Origin of the sequence: Candidatus Zinderia endosymbiont of Aphrophora alni, assembly GCF_964019745.1 — a bacterium.
GTDB lineage: Bacteria > Pseudomonadota > Gammaproteobacteria > Burkholderiales > Burkholderiaceae.
Window position 1 is genome coordinate 61935 of sequence record NZ_OZ026462.1, and the last position, 16924, is coordinate 78858.

Annotated in this window: 15 protein-coding genes, 1 tRNA gene and 2 pseudogenes; 8 read left to right on the top strand and 10 right to left on the bottom strand. The window is 17.0% G+C overall.

What is annotated here, in order from left to right:
- Positions 1–4: 4 nt before the first annotated feature.
- Genes atpD through atpB form a run of 7 tightly spaced genes read right to left on the bottom strand, consistent with a single transcriptional unit; the run spans position 5 to position 6053 of the window.
- A complete protein-coding gene (gene atpD, locus AACL00_RS00290) occupies positions 5–1402 on the bottom strand; it encodes a F0F1 ATP synthase subunit beta (RefSeq protein ID WP_339045034.1) in 1398 nt (465 codons plus the stop codon).
- 32 nt (positions 1403–1434) lie between these two features.
- On the bottom strand, positions 1435–2307 hold the full coding sequence (gene atpG, locus AACL00_RS00295) for an ATP synthase F1 subunit gamma (protein ID WP_339045035.1): 873 nt from the start codon (positions 2305–2307) through the stop codon (positions 1435–1437).
- Positions 2308–2314: 7 nt separating this feature from the next.
- Entirely contained in the window at positions 2315–3853 is a 1539-nt protein-coding gene (atpA, locus tag AACL00_RS00300) for a F0F1 ATP synthase subunit alpha (RefSeq protein WP_339045036.1), read from the bottom strand.
- Positions 3854–3881: 28 nt separating this feature from the next.
- Complete coding sequence (atpH, locus tag AACL00_RS00305; protein ID WP_339045037.1) at positions 3882–4421, bottom strand: ATP synthase F1 subunit delta; 540 nt, start codon at positions 4419–4421, stop codon at positions 3882–3884.
- Positions 4414–4899 (bottom strand): F0F1 ATP synthase subunit B, encoded by a 486-nt coding sequence (gene atpF / locus AACL00_RS00310; RefSeq protein ID WP_339045038.1) that lies wholly within the window; start codon positions 4897–4899, stop codon positions 4414–4416. Before atpF ends, atpH begins: the two co-directional genes overlap by 8 nt.
- A gap of 58 nt (positions 4900–4957) precedes the next feature.
- The gene (gene atpE / locus AACL00_RS00315) at positions 4958–5206 is read right to left on the bottom strand and encodes a F0F1 ATP synthase subunit C (protein WP_339045039.1); all 249 of its coding nucleotides are present in this window, start codon (positions 5204–5206) and stop codon (positions 4958–4960) included.
- A gap of 28 nt (positions 5207–5234) precedes the next feature.
- Positions 5235–6053: a F0F1 ATP synthase subunit A gene (gene atpB, locus AACL00_RS00320; protein WP_339045040.1), complete on the bottom strand. Its 819-nt coding sequence runs from the start codon at positions 6051–6053 to the stop codon at positions 5235–5237.
- 187 nt (positions 6054–6240) lie between these two features.
- On the opposite strand from atpB, the gene AACL00_RS00325 reads away from it, so the two are divergent.
- From AACL00_RS00325 to glyS, 5 genes and pseudogenes are all read left to right on the top strand, one after another.
- Positions 6241–6314 (top strand) — tRNA-Met (locus AACL00_RS00325).
- A gap of 14 nt (positions 6315–6328) precedes the next feature.
- Positions 6329–7654: a tRNA (N6-isopentenyl adenosine(37)-C2)-methylthiotransferase MiaB gene (miaB, locus tag AACL00_RS00330; RefSeq protein ID WP_339045041.1), complete on the top strand. Its 1326-nt coding sequence runs from the start codon at positions 6329–6331 to the stop codon at positions 7652–7654.
- A gap of 164 nt (positions 7655–7818) precedes the next feature.
- Positions 7819–8124: pseudogene (gene ybeY, locus AACL00_RS00335) on the top strand (rRNA maturation RNase YbeY); the annotation flags it as partial.
- Positions 8125–8157: 33 nt separating this feature from the next.
- Positions 8158–9033 carry a glycine--tRNA ligase subunit alpha gene (locus tag AACL00_RS00340; protein WP_339045042.1) on the top strand — a complete coding sequence of 292 codons (876 nt, stop codon included), beginning with the start codon at positions 8158–8160 and terminating at the stop codon, positions 9031–9033.
- Between the two features lie 35 nt (positions 9034–9068).
- On the top strand, positions 9069–11180 hold the full coding sequence (gene glyS / locus AACL00_RS00345; RefSeq protein ID WP_339045043.1) for a glycine--tRNA ligase subunit beta: 2112 nt from the start codon (positions 9069–9071) through the stop codon (positions 11178–11180).
- Here the strand turns inward: glyS and rsmA are convergent.
- Positions 11177–11959 (bottom strand): 16S rRNA (adenine(1518)-N(6)/adenine(1519)-N(6))-dimethyltransferase RsmA, encoded by a 783-nt coding sequence (gene rsmA, locus AACL00_RS00350; RefSeq protein WP_339045044.1) that lies wholly within the window; start codon positions 11957–11959, stop codon positions 11177–11179. The two genes, glyS and rsmA, sit on opposite strands and share 4 nt — an antisense overlap.
- Before the next feature lie 156 nt (positions 11960–12115).
- On the opposite strand from rsmA, the gene mnmA reads away from it, so the two are divergent.
- Both mnmA and bfr read left to right on the top strand, forming a co-directional pair.
- Positions 12116–13213 (top strand): tRNA 2-thiouridine(34) synthase MnmA, encoded by a 1098-nt coding sequence (gene mnmA, locus AACL00_RS00355; protein WP_339045045.1) that lies wholly within the window; start codon positions 12116–12118, stop codon positions 13211–13213.
- A 73-nt stretch (positions 13214–13286) separates the two neighbouring features.
- Positions 13287–13751 carry a bacterioferritin gene (bfr, locus tag AACL00_RS00360; protein WP_339045046.1) on the top strand — a complete coding sequence of 155 codons (465 nt, stop codon included), beginning with the start codon at positions 13287–13289 and terminating at the stop codon, positions 13749–13751.
- A 22-nt stretch (positions 13752–13773) separates the two neighbouring features.
- Here bfr and lysS read toward each other — a convergent pair whose 3' ends face one another.
- Positions 13774–15306 carry a lysine--tRNA ligase gene (gene lysS / locus AACL00_RS00365; protein WP_339045047.1) on the bottom strand — a complete coding sequence of 511 codons (1533 nt, stop codon included), beginning with the start codon at positions 15304–15306 and terminating at the stop codon, positions 13774–13776.
- Between the two features lie 57 nt (positions 15307–15363).
- Positions 15364–16101: pseudogene (locus tag AACL00_RS00370) on the bottom strand (peptide chain release factor-like protein); the annotation flags it as partial.
- A gap of 31 nt (positions 16102–16132) precedes the next feature.
- Here AACL00_RS00370 and AACL00_RS00375 point away from each other — a divergent pair.
- Positions 16133–16921 (top strand): glycine--tRNA ligase subunit alpha, encoded by a 789-nt coding sequence (locus AACL00_RS00375; protein ID WP_339045127.1) that lies wholly within the window; start codon positions 16133–16135, stop codon positions 16919–16921.
- The last annotated feature ends 3 nt before the right edge of the window (positions 16922–16924 follow it).

Consider the following 16924-nt stretch of genomic DNA (forward strand, 5'->3'; position numbering starts at 1 on the left):
AAATTTATTTTTTTTTAGATTTATTTATAACTTCTTGAATATTACCAACCATATAAAAATCTTGTTCCGGTAAATTATCTAAATCACCTTCACAAATCATTTTAAAACCTTTTATAGTTTCCTTAAGAGTAACATATTTACCAGAAATTCCTGTAAAAACTTCAGCAACATGAAAAGGCTGAGATAAAAATCTTTGTATTTTTCTTGCTCTTGAAACTATTAATTTATCTTCTATTGATAACTCATCAATTCCTAAAATAACTATAATGTCTTTTAATTCTTTATAACGTTGTAATATTTTTTGAACAGATTTAGAAACATTATAATGTTCTTTTCCAATTATTTTATAATCTAATTGTCGAGAAGTAGATTCTAAAGGATCAACTGCAGGATAAATTCCTAATGATGCTATTTCTCTTGATAAAACAATAGTTGAATCTAAATGAGCAAAAGTTGTAGCAGGAGAAGGATCTGTTAAATCATCTGCAGGAACATAAACTGCTTGAATAGAAGTAATAGAACCATTTTTTGTAGAAGCTATACGTTCTTGTAAACGTCCCATTTCTTCTGATAAAGTAGGTTGATAACCAACAGCAGAAGGTATTCTACCTAATAAAGCTGAAACTTCTGTCCCTGCTAATGTATAACGATAAATATTATCAATAAAAAATAAAACATCTTTTCCTAAATCTCTAAAACCTTCAGCAATTGTTAAACCAGTTAAAGCAACTCTTAAACGATTTCCAGAAGGTTCATTCATTTGACCATATACCATAGAAACTTTTGATAAAGTTAAATCAGATAAATTAATAACTTTTGCTTCTAACATTTCTTTATAAAAATCATTACCTTCACGAGTACGTTCACCAACACCTGCAAAAACTGATAATCCACTATGAACTTTAGCAATATTATTAATTAATTCCATCATATTTACTGTTTTACCAACACCAGCACCACCAAATAAACCAACTTTTCCACCTTTTATAAAAGGACAAATTAAATCTATAACTTTAATTCCAGTTTCTAATAATTCTTGAGAATACAATAATTCTTCAAAAGTTGGAGGAGAACGATGAATAGAAGCAATATTTTTTCTTTCTATTATTCCTAAATTATCTATAGGTTCTCCTAAAACATTCATAATTCTTCCTAAAGTAGAAATTCCTATAGGAACCATAATAGTTTTTTGAGTATTTTTAACTATCATTCCACGACATAAACCATTAGTTTCTCCTAAAGCAACAGTACGCACTATTCCATCCCCTATTTGTTGTTGTACTTCTAATGTAAGTTTTAAATTTTCTACTATTAAAGCATCAAAAATCTTAGGAATAAATTTTTTTGAAAATTCAACATCTACAACAGATCCAATACATTGTATAATTTTCCCATTAATCATATTTTTTATCCTTTTAAAAATTATAAAAAATATTATATATTCATAGAACCTGAAATAATTTCTGATAATTCATTAGTTATAAAATATTGACGAGTTTTATTAAATTTTAATTTTAAATTATCTATAATATTATCTGCGCTATTACTAGCATTACTCATTGTTATCATACGTGCTGATTGTTCTGAAGTTATATTTTCAATTACAGCTTGTAAAACAATTGTTTCTAAATAACGAATTAATAATTTAGATATAACTTTTTTTTTATTTGGTTCAAATAAATAATTATTATTATATTTTTTTTTTTTATTAAAATTTTTATAATTTTTTTTTATTGGTAAAAGTTGTTTAATTAAAGGTTCTTGTTTAAAAGTATTAATACATTTATTATATAATAAATATATAATTTTAATTTTATTTTTATTATATAAATTAATAATAGAATTAATAGGTCCAATAATTTTTTTAAAAATTGAAAATTCATTTATATTATTTACATAAGAAATTATTTTATAATTTAAATGTGTAAAAAAATTAAAACTTTTACTACCAATAGATACAATTTTAATATTTTTTTTATTTATTTTTTTTTTTTTAATTTTTAAAAAAAATAATTTAAATAAATTAGAATTAATTCCACTACATAATCCTTTATCTGTAGATACTATAATAAATCCAACTTTTTTAGAATTATTTTTTTTAAAAATAAAATCATGTTTATAATTTATATTTAAAAATAATAAATTAAATATAATTTTTTTAATTTTATTATAATAATTTCTAATTAAAAACATTTTTTTTTGTATTTTATGCATTTTAGATACTGCAATCATTTCCATAGCTTTTGTAATTTTTTTAGTATTTTTTATACTATTTATTTTTATAGATATTTCTTTTGCTATAGACATATAATATTTATATAAAATTTTTTTTAAATTCCATAATAGAATTATTTAATAATTTTTCTATTTTTTTATTTATTAACATATTTTTTTTTATATTTTTTAATAAATCCATTTTATTTCTAATCATAAAAGAATGTAATTTTTTTTCAAAAATTAATATATTTTTAATTTCTATATCATCTAAAAAACCAAAATTTACTGCAAATAAACTAATAGCTATTAAATAAAAAGGCAATGGTGAATATTGTTCTTGTTTTAATATTTCTATAACACGAGAACCTCTATTTAATTGTTCCTTTGTTCTTTTATCTAAATCAGAAGAAAATTGAGAAAATGCTTCTAATTCTTTATATTGTGCAAGATTAGTTCTAATATTTAAAGATAAATTTTTAATAATTTTTGTTTGAGCTGCACCACCAACTCTAGAAACAGAAATACCAGCATTAATAGCTGGACGAATACCAGCGTTAAATAAAGAAGTTTCTAAAAATATTTGTCCATCAGTTATAGAAATAACATTAGTAGGAATAAATGCAGAAATATCTCCAGACTGTGTTTCAATAATCGGTAAAGCTGTTAAAGAACCTGTTTTACCACATATTTTACCATTAGTAATTTTTTCTATATAATTTATATTAACTCTAGAAGCGCGCTCTAATAAACGACTATGAAGATAAAAAATATCACCAGGATAAGCTTCTCTACCAGGTGGTCTTCTTAATAATAATGATATTTGACGATATGCTATAGCATGTTTTGATAAATCATCATAAATTATTAAAGCATCTTGTCCTAAATCTCGAAAATATTCACCAATAGTACAACCTGAATAAGGAGAAATATATTGCATAGCAGCTGATTCTGCAGCTGTTGCTACAACAATTATAGTATAATTTATAGCTTCATAAATAGTTAATAAATTTACAATACTTTTAATAAAAGCCGCTTTTTGTCCAATAGCAACATAAATACAAATCATATTTTGATTTTTTTGATTAATTATTGTATCTATAGCTAAAGTAGTTTTTCCTGTTTGTCTATCTCCAATAATTAATTCTCGTTGACCTTTACCAATAGGTACCATAGAATCAATAGATTTTAAACCAGTATGTAAAGGTTCAGAAACAGATTCTCTATCAATAACACTTGGTGCTATTCTTTCTATAGGTAAAAAAGAATCACAATAAATTTCTCCTTTACCATCTATAGGGTTTCCTAATGCATTAATAACACGTCCACATAATTTATTACTAACTGGAATTTTTAAAATACTACCAGTACATATAACTAAATCACCTTCAGAAATATTTTCATAAGAACCTAAAATTACAACACCTACAAAATCTCTTTCTAAATTTAAAGCTAAACCTATTTCACCTTTAGAAAATTTTAACATTTCTCCTTGCATAACATTAGACAAACCATAAACATTACAAATACCATCAGAAACAGTAAGAACTACACCTTGATTTTTAATTTCTGTAATATATTTAAAAGATTCAATTTTTTTTTTAATTACTTCACTAATTTCAGAAATATTAATTTGCATATTTTTAATATATATAAAGATTTTAAAATTAATTACTTAAAATTTTAAATAAAATATTTAAATTATTTTTAATAGAAACATCATAAATATTATCATTAATAATAATAAAAATACCACCAATAATAGATTTATTTATAATAATTTTATATTTAATTTTACAACAAAAAAATTTTTCTATTTTATATATTAAATTTAATATTTGTTTTTTTGATAAAATATAAGCAGTAACAATTTTAATATTTTTAACATTTTTATAAATATTTATTAAAAGAAAAAAAAAATTTACAATTTTCGAAAAAAAAATTATTCTTTTATTTTTAATTAAAATTTTAATAAAATTAATAATTTTTTTATTATTAATAATATCTTGATCTAAAAAATTTAAAAGAATTAAAAATTTATGTTTAAAAGATATAAATGAATTTTTTAAAAAATTTATAATTTCAGGACAAATTAAAATTTGCTTTAATTTTTTAATTAATTTTAACCAAACAACTAATTCTTCAGTAATTACTATTTCAAACAAAGCACGAGAATAAAAATATAAATAAAAATCATCTTTAATCATTAAAAATATTTTTTGTAAAATTCAATTTATTTAAAAATTTATTTTTATCTTTATTAGTAATTTCTTTTTCTAAAATTTTTTCTAAACTTTTAAAAGTTAAAGAAATAATCTCATTTTTTAAATTATTTTTTGCTAAAAAAATATCTTGATTAATTTTTTCTTTAGCATTTTTAAAAATTTTTAAAACTTCTTTAGAAGCTTTTTTTTTTGCATTTATTATAATAAATTTTGATTCCTTTTCAGAAGCTTGAATAATTTTCAAAGCATCTTTTTTAGAATTTAATAATTTTTTTTTAATTTTTAATTTAATTTTTTGAATTTTTAATTTATTTTGTTTTATTATAGATAAATTTTCTGTAATATTTTTTATTCTTTTTTCTAAAATTTTATTTAATAATGGATAAATAAATTTATAAACAAAACCAACTAATATAAAAAATATTATAAATTCTATAAATAATGTTAAATTTAAATTCATAAATATTGTAAATATTGTTATTATAAATAATAATATTATATATTAATAATTATAAAAATTATTTAATACTAATAAAAGGATTAGCAAAAGCGAATAACATTGCAATACCAACACCTATTAAAAAAGCAGCATCTATTAAACCTACTAATAAAAACATTTTAGTTTGTAAAATATTTATTAATTCTGGTTGACGCGCAGAAGCTTCTAAATATTTACTTCCCATTATAGCAACACCAATACAAGCACCAATTGAACCTAAACCTATAATTAAACCACAAGATAAAGCTACAAAAGAAACATCAGTCATAAAATTCTTTTAAATAATTTATTATTTTTTAAACATGAAATTCATATGATTGATTAATATAAACTATAGTTAACATCATAAAAATAAAAGCTTGTAAAAATATAATTAAAATATGAAAAATTGCCCAAATAGTACCAGTAAAAATTTGTAAAATACAACCTAAAAAACTAGAAGTTAAACTTAATAAAGCTATTAATAAAAATATTAATTCTCCAGCATACATATTACCATATAAACGCATACCTAAAGAAATTGTTTTAGATATAAATTCAATAATATTTAATAAAAGATTAAATGGTAATAACCATTTTCCTAATGGAAAAAATAATAATTCATATAAAAAATTTAAAAAACCTTTATTTTTAATATTAAAATATAAAATTATTATTAATACTCCTAAAGATATACCTAAAGTACAATTTAAATCAGTTGTAGGAACAATACGTTGATGAATATATTTACCAGAAAATAAAAAAAATATATTAGATATCAAATCAACAGGGATAAGATCTAATAAATTCATAGAAGAAATCCAAATAAGTATAGTTAAACATAATGATACAATAAATTTATTTTTTTTTTTATTAATAATACTTTTAACATTTGAATTAACAATTTCAAATAATAATTCTAAAAAAATTTGAAATTTATTTGGTTTTTTAACATTAGAAAAATAATAAATAATAAATATTAAAAAAAATGGGAAAATACCACAAAATAAAGACCAAAAAATAGTATCTATATTAATTATAGAAAAATCAATAATTTTAATTTGTTTATAAGTAGAAAAATGTTTTAAATGATGAGAAATATATTGAGAAAAATTTGAAATTGGAAATTTATCCATAAAATAGAATAATAGATTTTATTTAAGATAAAATATTTACAAGAATAAAAAAAATTTAAATTATATTTTATAAATAAAAAATTATGTTTTTAATATATAAAAAAAAAAAAATATTAGAAATAATAATAAAAAAAAAATATTAAATATAATTATAACATAATATAAAAATTATTTTAAACTAAATATTAGTGATATAGCTTAAATGGTTAAAGCACAGCACTCATAACGCTGAGAGTGGTGGTTCAATTCCACCTATCACTAAAATATATAAATATATGGAATATAAAATATATATTAAAACTTTTGGTTGTCAAATGAATGTTTATGATTCAAAAAAAATTTTAGAAATATTAAATATATATTTTAAAATTATTAAAATAAAAAATAAAGAAGATGCTAATATAATTATATTAAATACATGTTCAATAAGAGAAAAAGCAAAAGAAAAATTTTTTTCTGAATTAGGTAGAATTTCAAAACTTAAAAAAAAAAAAAAATTTTTAATTTGTATTGGAGGATGTGTTGCGCAAGAAGAAAAAGAAAAAATTTTTAAAAGATCACCTTTAGTTGATATAATTTTTAGTCCTAAAACATTACATATGTTACCAACAATGATTAAAAATCATGAAAAAAATAAAAAACAAATAAAAATAAATTCTACAATTTTAAAAAAATTTTTAATAATTAAAAAAAAAAAAAAAAATAATAATCCAACAGCTTTTTTAACAATAATGGAAGGATGTAATAAATTTTGTAGTTATTGTATAGTACCACAAACTAGAGGAAAAGAAATTTCGAGAAATATTAAAAATATTTTAGAAGAAATTAAAGAATTTATAAAACAAGGGAAAAAAGAGATTATTTTATTAGGGCAAAATGTTAATGCTTTTAAAAATTTTAAAAATAATAAAAAAAAAGATTTTTCTGATTTAATAAAATATATTTCAAAAATCCCAGAAATTAAAAGAATAAAATTTATCACAAATCATCCTAAAGAATTTACAGAAAAATTAATTAATAGTTATATTAATAATTCTAAATTAGGTAATCATATTTATTTACCAGTACAACATGCCTCTAATAAAATTTTAAAAAAAATGCGTAGAGGTTATACTATAGAAGAATATAAAAATATTATATATAAAATAAAAAAAATAAAACCTAATATATCAATATCAACTGATTTTATTATTGGTTTTCCTGGAGAAAATGATAATGATTTTAAAAAATTAATAAATTTAATTAATGAGATAAAATTTGATACTAGTTATAGTTTTATATATAGTCCAAGACTTAAAACATTAGCAGCAAAATTTATAAATAACATTCCTGAAATAATTAAAAAATATAGATTGCAATATATACAAACAATAATTAAAAAAAATATTTATAAAATTAATAAAAATATGATAGGTTCAAAACAATATGTTTTAGTAGAAAATATATCAAAAAAAAATCCTTTAAAATTAACAGGTAAAACAGAAAATAATAAAATAGTTAATTTTTATATAAAAAAAAATAAAAAAAAAATTATAGGTAAAATTATACCTATAAAAATTACTAAAGCTTTTCAATTTTATTTAGAAGGTAAAATAATATAAATAATATTTATTATATAAAAATATATGAAAAAAAAAAATAAAATATATATTAATTATTATAATAAATATATAAATAAAATTATACCTTATTTTATAATATATAAATGTGGGAATTTAATTTTTAAAAAAAAAACAGAGATTTCAATTATTAATGTAAAAAAAAAAAAATTAAAAAACTTAATTTTAAATATAGAAAAAAAAAAAAAATAACTAATATTTTAACTTTTACATATATAAAAAAAAAAAATATAAAAGCTGATATAATTTTATGTATAAAAAAAATAATACAAGAAGCAAAAAAACAAAAAAAAACACTTTTATTTCATATAATTCATTTAATAATACATGGGATGTTACATATACAAGGTTATAAACATAATAATAAAAAAACTTTAAAAAAAATGAAAAAAAAAGAAATAAAAATTTTAAAAAAAATAGGATTTAAAAATCCATATATTATTAATTTTTAATATAATATATTATAAATTATATTATTTTAAAAAATGATAACTATACAAAAAATTATATTTAAACTTAATAAATTTTGGGAAAAATATGGATGTATATTATTACAACCATATGATATAGAAATAGGTGCCGGTACATCACATACAGCAACTTTTTTAAAAGCTATAGGACCAGAACATTGGAAAGCTGCTTATATACAAAATTCTAGAAGACCTAAAGATGGAAAATATGGAAAAAATTTTAATAAAATTCAAAATTATTTTCAATATCAAGTAGTTTTAAAACCTACTCCAGATAATTTTTTAGATTTATATATAAATTCATTAAAATTTTTAAAATTAAATTTTAAAAATAATGATATTAGATTTATAGAAGATAATTGGAAAAATCCAACATTAGGTTCATGGGGGGTAGGATGGGAAGTAAAATTAAATGGTATAGAAATAACACAAATAACATATTTTCAACAAGTTGGTTGTATAAATTGTAATCCAATATTAGGTGAAATTACCTATGGCATAGAAAGACTTGCTATGCATTTACAAAATAATAAAAATATTAACAATTTAATTTGGACAGAAATTAAAAATAAAAATAAAATTAAAAAAATATTATATAAAGAATTATTTATTCAAAATGAATATGAATTTTCATTATTAAATTTTAATTTTTATAATAAAAAAATTTTATTAGAAACATTTAATATATATGAAAAAGAATCAAAAAGATTAATTAATTTATTATTAATTTTTCCATCATATGAAATGATGTTAAAATCAACACATATTTTTAATTTATTAGAAGCTACTGGTACTATTTCTGCAATAGAAAAAATTAATTATATATATCGTATTAAAAAAATATCTTGTAAAATTGCAAAATTATATCTTTCTTTAAAAAATAAAAAATAAATAAATTTATATATAATATATTTTAATAATTTAAAATGATAAAAAAAAATCTTTTGATAGAATTAATGACAGAAGAACTACCTCATAAAATTTTATTAAATATAGAAAATACATTTACAAAAAATATTATTTATAAATTACAATTAGAAAATTTTATAAAAAAAAATTCATATATAGAAACATATTCAACAATACGACGAATAGGTATATATATAAAAAATGTAAAAAAAAAATCTAAAAGTTTAATTTTTAAAAAAAAAATATTATCTAAAAATATAGCCTTTGATAAAAATAATCGTCCAACTTTTTTTTTAATAAAAAAAATTTCAATAATTTCTAAAATTAATAATTTTTATAAAATTTCTATTAATAAAATAAAAAAAAAAAATAAAAATAATAAAAAGGAATTATTTTTTTATTATAAAAAAAAAAATATATATTTAAAATATTTTTTAAAAAATGTATTAGAAAATTCTATAAAAAAATTATCTATTTATAGATTTATGAAATATAATAAAAAAATAAATAAAAATTTCATAAAAATTATTGAATTTATTAGACCAATAAAAAATTTATTAATTATTTTTGGTAAAAAAATAATTTCATTAAATATTCTTCATATTAATTCAAATTCTATAACTTATGGTAATAGATTTATTAAAAATAATATTTTAAATATTAATAATGCAAATAATTATTCTAAAATATTAATAAAAGAAGGTAAAGTAATACCAAACTTTTCTCAAAGATTATTAACAATAAAAAATCTTTTATTTAAAAAAGCTAAAAATTATAAATTATCTATAAACAAAAAATTATTAAAAGAAATTACAGCTCTTATTGAATGGCCAACAGTATATAAATGTGCGTTTAATAAAGTTTTTTTAAAACTTCCAAAAAAATGTATAAAAATAATAATTCAAAATTTTCAAAAACATTTTATTTTAAAAAATAAATATAATAAAATATGTAAATATTTTCTTATAGTTTGTAACTCTAACACTAAAAATTTTAAAAATATTATTCAAGAATATGAAAAATCAATTTTTTATATATTATCAGAAATAAAAATCTTTTTTAAAAAAGATAAAAAAACTACATTATATAAAAAAAAAAAATTATTAAAAAATATTATTTATCATAATAAATTAGGAAATCAATTACAAAGAATAAAAAGAATAAAAAAAATATCAATAGATATTTCCAATATTATTAAATGTAATAAATATTTGCTAAAAAGAAGTTTATCTCTATTTAAAATTGATCTTACTACTAAAATAGTAAAAAAATTTCCAATTTTACAGGGAATTATAGGAAAATATTATGCAATATATGATGGAGAAAATAAAAAAGTTGCTAAATCTATATTAGAACATTATTTACCTAAATTTTTTAATGATAAATTACCATTTTTAAAAATTTCAATAATAATTTCTATAGCAGACAAATTAGAAATTATAATTGGTATTTGGAATATAGGTTTTAAACCTAAAAATAATAAAGATCCTTTTAAAATTAAAAGAAATATAATTGGATTATTACAAATATTAATAGAAAAAAAATTATTATTATCTATACCAATGTTAATAAAACAAACTATTAATAGTTTTAAAAAAAATAATATTTTTAAGAATCAATATATGAATATATATAATTTTATTTATAAAAAATTAAATAAATTATTATTAAAATATAATTTTAAAAAAAATGAAATAAAATCTATAATTTCTAAAAAACCAAAAATTATTGGAGATATAATTTATAAATTAAAAACATTAAAAATAATTAATTTTTCAATAAAATATAATAATTTATTTATTTCTAATAAAAGAATTATAAATATTTTAAAAAAATTTAATAAAAATATTTATATAAATAAAAAATATTTAAAAAAAAAATATGAAATATATATTTATAATAAAATTATAAAAACACAAAAATTAATTAATATTAATATTAAAAAAAAAAAATATATTAATATATTTAATAAATTATTAATTTTTAATAAATATATAGAAAAATTTTTTAAAAAAATAAAAATAAATTCAAAAAATATAAATTATAAAAATAATAGAAAAGCAATATTAAAAAATATATATAATATGTTAAATAAAATTATAAATTTAAATTTTTTAAAAAAAAATTAATTTTTTTTTTTTTTTAAAAAATTTGATAATAAAATATATTGTTTTATTGTTAACATTTCTGGTCTTAATTTAGGATTAATTTTTAAAAAAATAAAATCTTCTTTAGAAAAAAAATTACTAACACAATTAAAAATAAATTTTCTACGATTTGAAAAGGCTTTAATTAAAATTTTATTTAAAAAAAATATATTATATTTAATAAGTATTTTTTTTGAAATTATACGAACCATAGCTGATTTTACTTTAGGCTTAGGTTTAAAAGATTCAGGATTAATTAAAAATAATAATTTTATTTTAAAATGAATCTGTAACATAATAGATAAACGACCAAATTTTTTATTTCCTGGTTTAGCTATCATACGATCCACAAATTCTTTTTGTAAAATAAAATGTTGATCTATTAATAAATTGGAAAATTGTATAAGATAAAATAAAAGTAAACTAGAAATATTATATGGTAAACTTCCTATTAATCTAATTTTTTTTTTAAATCTATTAAAAAAATTTAAAAAATTAAAATTTAAAACATCTAAAAAATAAATTTTTATTTTTTTTAAAAAAAATTTTTTTTTTAAAAAATTAACTAAATTTTTGTCTATTTCTATAACATAAATTTTTTTTAAAAATTTTAATAAATATTTAGTAATATTACCATATCCAGGACCAATTTCAATAACTAAATCATCATTTTTAAAATCTAAAAATGAAATTATTTTTTTTATAATATTTTTATCTATTAAAAAATTTTGAGAAAAATTTTTTTTTTTATTTTTTTTCATATTTTTTATATATAAAATTATATTTTTACTTAAAATATTAAAATATTATTTTTATATTATTTATATAAAAAATATATAAATATTTTATATTTATAATAATTTATATTATTATATATAATTAATAAAAAAAAAATTAAATATAATTTTTATTTAAAAATGAAAAAAAAAAAAATAATATTAGGAATGTCTGGAGGTATAGATTCTTCAGTATCAGCTTGGATTTTAAAAGAACAAGGATATGAAGTAATAGGTTTATTTATGAATAATTGGAATGATAATAAAAAAAAAAATAATTTTTGTAATAATAAAAAAGATTTAATTGATGCTATAAGCATAGCAGATATTATAGGAATAAATATTAAAATAGTAAATTTTTCAAAAGAATATAAAAAATATATTTTTTCAAATTTTATAAAAGAATATAAAAAAGGTAATACACCTAATCCAGATATAACTTGTAATTCTATAATTAAATTTAATTTTTTTTTAAATTATGCAAATTCTATCTTAAAAACTAATTTAATTGCCACAGGACATTATGCTAGAATAAAAAAAACTTTAAAAGGTAAATATAAATTATTAAAAGCTAAAGATTTAAATAAAGATCAAAGTTATTTTTTATATAGATTAAATCAAAAACAATTATCAAAAAGTATCTTTCCTATAGGAAATTTCTATAAAACAAAAATTAAAGAAATTGCTAAAAAACTTAAATTTCCTAATGTAAACAAAAAAAATTCTACTGGGATTTGTTTTATAGGTAAAAGACCATTTAGAAAATTTCTAAATAATTATATAAATTATAATCCTGGGCCAATAAAAACTACAAGTGGAATAACAATTTCAAAACATATAGGATTAAGTTTTTATACTATAGGTCAAAGAAAAGGTATAGGTATTGGTGGTATAAAAAAAAATATATATATAAAAAAAAAAAATACTCCTTGGTATGTTGCTAAAAAAAATATAAAAAAAAATATTTTATATGTTGTACAAGGTCATAATCATCCATGGTTATTATCATATAAAATTATAATATATAAAACTCATTGGATATCAGGTAAAGCACCTAAAAACTTTTCAATATTAAAAGCAAAAATTAGATATAGACAAAAAGATTCAAAATGTATTATATATTATTATAACAAACTATATATTTTATATTTTATAGAACCTCAATGGGGTGCAGCTAAAGGACAATCAATAGTATTATATAATAAAAATATATGTTTAGGAGGAGGGATTATTAAATAATAATATACAAATTAATTATATATATAACAATATTTTTTATTTATTAAAATATATTTTAAAAAGGAAAATTATTATGAATAATTTAAAAATTATTAATTTATTAAATGATCAATTAATTAATGAATTAATAGCAAGTAATCAATATTTTTTAAATTCTATAATTTATAAACATTTAGGTTATAAAAAAATTGCATTAAAAGAAAAAAATGAATCAAAAGAAGAATTAAAACATGCAAAAAAAATTTTAAATAGAATATTAACTCTTGAAGGTAAACCCAATATTGAAATTTTAAATAAATTTATATTTAGTAATAATATAGAAGAAATTTTAAAAAATAATTTATATTTTGAAAAAAAAATTCAAAAAAATCTTAAAAAAAATATACTTATATGTGAAAAAAAATATGATTATATCACAAGAATACTTTTAGAAGAAATTTTATATGATTCTATTAAACATATAAAATGGATAAAATTTGAATTAAATATTATTAATATAATTGGAATTAAAGATTACTTAAAAATACAAATTAATTAATTTTTAAAATTATAAAGATAAATTAAATATTTCGTAAATAAGGAAATAAAATTACATCTTTTATACTAAAAGAATTTGTTAAAATCATAACTAAACGATCAATACCAATACCACATCCAGCTGTAGGTGGCATACCATATTCTAAAGCATTAATATAATCTTTATCATAATATTTATTATTTTTAAATGTTTTTTTTTTAATATTTTTAATATTAATATTTTTATGTTTTATAATTTGTTTTAAAAATCTTTTAGATTGTTCTTTAGAATCATTTAATTCAGAAAAACCATTAGCTATTTCACAACCATAAATAAATAATTCAAAACGTTCAGTTATATTTTTATTAATATTTGATAAACGTGCTAAAGGAGAAACAGAAACTGGATAATCTATAATATAAGTAGGATTAATTATTTTAGATTTTGTTGTTATATCAAATAAAATTAATTGCATTTGATATAAATCCATATCTAAATTTTTAATAATTTTTTTATTTAATTTTAAACTAATTTTTTTTAATTCTAAATATAAAAAAGAAATATTATTTAATTGAAATATAGTATAATTTGTATAATTTAATATAGCATCAATAATAGTAAATCTTTTAAAAGGTTTAGAAAAATCTATTTTTTTTTCACGATATTTTATTATATTTTTTTTATATAAAAAAAAAGTTAATTTTTTAAAAATTTTTTCAATAAAAATCATTAACCATTTATAATCAACATAAGTTGAATAAAATTCTAACATAGTAAATTCAGGATTATGAAAAATAGATAAACCTTCATTACGAAAATTTCTATTAATTTCAAAAATTCTATTAAAACCACCAACAATTAATTTTTTTAAAAATAATTCTGGAGAAACTCTTAAAAACATTTTCATATTTAAAGAATTATGATATGTAATAAATGGTTTAGCTGAAGCTCCTCCAGGAATTTTATGAAACATTGGTGTTTCAACTTCTAAAAAATCATTTTTTTCTAAAAATTTTCTAATAAAAGAAATAATAGAAGATCTAATTTTAAAAACTAATCTTACTTTAGGATTTATAATTAAATCTAAATATCGTTTACGATATTTAATTTCTTTATTTGATAAACCATAAAATTTACTTGAAATTTGATGAATAGATTTATTAATAAATAAAATTTTATTAACTTTTATAGTTAATTCATTTGTATTAGTTTTAAATAAAATTCCACATACTCCAATAATATCTCCTAAATCATAATTTTTAAAATTATTAAATCCAATTTTACCTAATATATTATAATTAATATATATTTGAATTTTTCCATTTAAAAAAGATCCTGAAAAATCACTAATTAAAGCAAAAATTGCTTTTCCAAAAATTCGTTTAGTAAATATTCTACCGGCTATAGAAACATTAATTTTTTTTTTTTCTAAAATTAATTTATCAAAATTATTATATTTTTTACATAAAAAATATGTTTTATTTTTAGGAATAAAATTATTAGGAAAATTAAAACCTTGAGAAATCATTAAATCTAATTTTTTTTTTCTATTATTAATTTCTGAAAAAATATTCATTTTTTTATAAATTAAATAAATTTTTAAAATTATATTAAAAATAAATATAAATATATTTTATACTTTTAATTTTAAAAATTCATAAATAAAATTATCTATTTTACCATCTAAAGTACCTTTTATATCATTAGTTTGATAATTAGTTCTTAAATCTTTAATAAATGATTTATCTAAAATATAAGATCTAATTTGTTGCCCCCAACTTATATTAGATTTCAAATTTTCAATTTTTTTACGTTTAATTAATTGTTTATTTTTTTCAAAATTATATAATTTATTTTTTAACATATTCCATGCAGTAACTTTATTACGATATTGACTTCGACTATTTTGACATTTAACTACTATTCCAGTAGGAATATGAGTTAAACGAACAGCAGAATCAGTTTTATTAACATGTTGTCCACCAGCACCTGAAGATTTATAAGTATCAATTTTTACACTAGAAATATCAATTGTAATTTTTATTAAATTTTCATAATCAGGATATACAAATAAACTAGCAAAAGAAGTATGTCTATTTTTTGAAAAATTAAATGGAGATTTTCTTACTAAACGATGAATACCTGTTTCAGTTTTTAAAAAACCAAATGCATATTTACCTTTTACTTTAATTGTTGCTAATCTTATACCATTTTTTTCACCATAAGATTTATGCATAATTTCAGTTTTAAATTTTTTTCTCTCACAATATTTTAAATATTGACGTAATAATATAAAAGACCAATCTTCTGCATCTATACCTCCAGCACCAGCTTTTATATCTATAAAACAATTTTTTTTATCAATAGAATTATGTATATTATTACAACCATATGATATAGAAATAGGTGCCGGTACATCACATACAGCAACTTTTTTAAAAGCTATAGGACCAGAACATTGGAAAGCTGCTTATATACAAAATTCTAGAAGACCTAAAGATGGAAAATATGGAAAAAATTTTAATAAAATTCAAAATTATTTTCAATATCAAGTAGTTTTAAAACCTACTCCAGATAATTTTTTAGATTTATATATAAATTCATTAAAATTTTTAAAATTAAATTTTAAAAATAATGATATTAGATTTATAGAAGATAATTGGAAAAATCCAACATTAGGTTCATGGGGGGTAGGATGGGAAGTAAAATTAAATGGTATAGAAATAACACAAATAACATATTTTCAACAAGTTGGTTGTATAAATTGTAATCCAATATTAGGTGAAATTACCTATGGCATAGAAAGACTTGCTATGCATTTACAAAATAATAAAAATATTAACAATTTAATTTGGACAGAAATTAAAAATAAAAATAAAATTAAAAAAATATTATATAAAGAATTATTTATTCAAAATGAATATGAATTTTCATTATTAAATTTTAATTTTTATAATAAAAAAATTTTATTAGAAACATTTAATATATATGAAAAAGAATCAAAAAGATTAATTAATTTATTATTAATTTTTCCATCATATGAAATGATGTTAAAATCAACACATATTTTTAATTTATTAGAAGCTACTGGTACTATTTCTGCAATAGAAAAAATTAATTATATATATCGTATTAAAAAAATATCTTGTAAAATTGCAAAATTATATCTTTCTTTAAAAAATAAAAAATAAATA